This window comes from Bradyrhizobium sp. PRIMUS42, assembly GCF_023006515.1.
In the GTDB taxonomy this organism is placed as follows: domain Bacteria; phylum Pseudomonadota; class Alphaproteobacteria; order Rhizobiales; family Xanthobacteraceae; genus Bradyrhizobium.
Genome location: NZ_JALBGZ010000883.1, coordinates 1 through 2,294, shown reverse-complemented (window position 1 = coordinate 2,294; position 2,294 = coordinate 1). Strand labels below are relative to the sequence as shown.

Sequence of the window (2,294 nt, the reverse complement as noted above, 5' to 3'; positions counted from 1 at the left end):
GCCACCAGCTCGCGCGCGAGCGCGGCCTTGCCTCGGGCGAGATCGCCCTGCTGGTAGAAGGCGTGCATGCGGGCGCGGGCGATGTGCGGAAGCGCGAAATCCGGGTCGGCCGCAATCGCGCGTTCCAGAGTCTCCGCTGTGCCGGTCCACCCCGCAAGCATGAGGTCGACGCCTTCGCGATAAGCGCTTGCTGCCGCATCGGATTCGGTGGAGAGCGGCAGGCCGTAGCGGTCTTGATGCGCCATCGTCGTGTCCAAGGATTCACGCCGTTCGCGCACGGCGACCTTCGATCGGGTAGGCGGGATCGTTGTAGCCCGGCGTCGAGGGATGGCCTGGAACGACCAGCCTGTCGATCAGTGCCTCGTCATCCCCGGTGAAGCGATAGTCGAGCGCGCCGATGTAGCCGTCCCACTGCTCCTCGGTGCGCGGGCCGGCGACGATCGAGGAGACGAAGGCGGAGTTGAGCACCCAGGCGACCGCGAACTGGCCGGCGGTGATGCCCTTCTTCTCGGCGTGGGTCTTGATCTCCTGCGCGAGCTGAAGCGATTCCGGCCGCCACTCGGTCTGCATCATGCGGGTGTCGTTGCGGCCCGCGCGCGTCTCCTTGTCCGGCGCCGCATCCGGCTTGTATTTGCCGGTCAGCACCCCGCGCGCCAGGGGGCTGTAGGGCACAATGCCGAGGCCGTAATAGGAGCAGGCCGGAAAATGCTCGACCTCGGGCATGCGGTTCATGGCGTTGTAATAGGGCTGGCTCACCGCGGGACGGTCGATGCCGAGGCGGTCGCAGATGTTGCAAATCTCTGCGACGCGCCAGGCGCGGTAGTTCGAGACGCCGAAATAGCGCACCTTGCCCGCGCGGATCAAATCGCCCATCGCGCGCACCGTCTCCTCCAGCGGCGTCGCATGGTCTTCCTTGTGCAGATAGTAGACGTCGATGTGGTCGGTGCCGAGCCGCTTCAGGCTCTCGTCGGCGGCCTGCAACACCCAGCGCCGCGACAGCCCGCCGCGATTGGGATCGTCTCCCATGGGATTGGCGAGCTTCGTGGCGAGCACCCAGGCGTGGCGATCGCCGGCAATGGCGCGGCCCACGACCTCCTCGGAGCCGCCCTTCGAATAGGCATCCGCCGTGTCGATGAAGTTGATCCCGGCATCGCGCGCCTTCGCGATGATCCGCTTGGACGCGGCTTCATCGGTCGGCCCGCCGAACATCATGGTGCCCAGACAAATCGGCGAAACCTTCAGGCCAGAGCGGCCGAGCTGGCGGTATTGCATGGGCTGTTTCCTCGATATTTGATGGAAGGCAGCATAGCCAGCAACGCCCGTCATTGCGAGTGCAGTAAAGCAATCCAGAGCTGCATCCGCGGAACGATCCTGGATTGCTTCGCTGCGCTCGCAATGACGGTGCGGGTACGCTCGTGCCTCATACTCGGTGTCATCGCCCGACTTGATCGGGCGATCCAGTACTCCGAGACGGCAGTGATCGATCGAGAGGCCGCGGCGTACTGGATTCCCCGCCTTCGCGGGGAATGACAGCGGTAGATGTGTTTGGCCGCGGGAGCTGCCCAGCGCGAGGGCTACCCCGGCCCCTTCAATATCTTGAACACGCCATTCGCCATCACGATGCAGCGACCATCCACCGTCACCTCCGTGCTCATGAAGATCAGGCTGCGCGTCGAACGCACCACGCGCGGGCGGGAGATCAGGATGTCACCGATCTGGCCGGCCTCGACGAAATGGGTGTCGAGCTGCACTGTCGCCATGAACTCCTTGCCGGAGACGTAGCGGGCCGTCATGCCGCAGGTGCGGTCGGCGAAGGTCATCATCACGCCGCCCTGGACCATGCCGCGGCGGTTGTGGTGCTTGTCCTCGGTCGCCAGCGCGAATTCGTAATGGCCGTCGGTCTTGCGCTCCCACAGGGGCCCGATCAGGTGCATGAAGCCCGTGGTCTCCAGGATGCTCCAGCCGTCTGATTTCAGCCTTGCGGCGGCCTTGTTGGTCATGTCGTCGTCCGTTCCTGTGCGGGCCTTGCGAACTCGTTTCATCGGGGCCGCACGTAGTGTAGTCAAGCATCATGAGACCATTCGACGATGCCACACGGCGGAATATCGCGGCAGCCTGCGCCGCCTTCACGCGTCTGCCGGAAGGGGAAGCGCCGGCGACGTTGAAGCGTGCGGCGGTGGCGGTCGCGCTGACCGCGAGCGAGGGCGACGACACCGCATTCCTGCTCACGCTACGCGCATCGCACTTACGTGCCCATCGCGGCCAATGGGCCTTGCCGGGCGGACGCTGCGACG

Annotated in this window: 2 protein-coding genes and 2 pseudogenes; 1 reads left to right on the top strand and 3 read right to left on the bottom strand. The window is 65.5% G+C overall.

Annotation, left to right across the window (positions count from 1 at the left end):
- The 3 genes and pseudogenes from MOV75_RS35160 to MOV75_RS35150 all read right to left on the bottom strand — a co-directional run.
- Positions 1–245, bottom strand: a pseudogene (locus MOV75_RS35160) (tetratricopeptide repeat protein); the annotation flags it as partial.
- 16 nt (positions 246–261) lie between these two features.
- Positions 262–1,272, bottom strand: a complete 1,011-nt coding sequence (locus MOV75_RS35155) for an aldo/keto reductase (RefSeq protein WP_246931876.1) — start codon at positions 1,270–1,272, stop codon at positions 262–264.
- Between the two features lie 302 nt (positions 1,273–1,574).
- Complete coding sequence (locus tag MOV75_RS35150; RefSeq protein ID WP_246931873.1) at positions 1,575–2,000, bottom strand: PaaI family thioesterase; 426 nt, start codon at positions 1,998–2,000, stop codon at positions 1,575–1,577.
- A gap of 71 nt (positions 2,001–2,071) precedes the next feature.
- On the opposite strand from MOV75_RS35150, the pseudogene MOV75_RS35145 reads away from it, so the two are divergent.
- Positions 2,072–2,294 (top strand): annotated as a pseudogene (locus MOV75_RS35145) (CoA pyrophosphatase); the annotation flags it as partial.

What these genes read in the sequence shown, in the direction of transcription:
- MOV75_RS35150 (WP_246931873.1), bottom strand. Translation starts at nt 2,000, where the DNA reads ATGACCAACAAGGCCGCCGCAAGGCTGAAATCAGACGGCTGGAGCATC.
- MOV75_RS35155 (WP_246931876.1), bottom strand. Translation starts at nt 1,272, where the DNA reads ATGCAATACCGCCAGCTCGGCCGCTCTGGCCTGAAGGTTTCGCCGATT.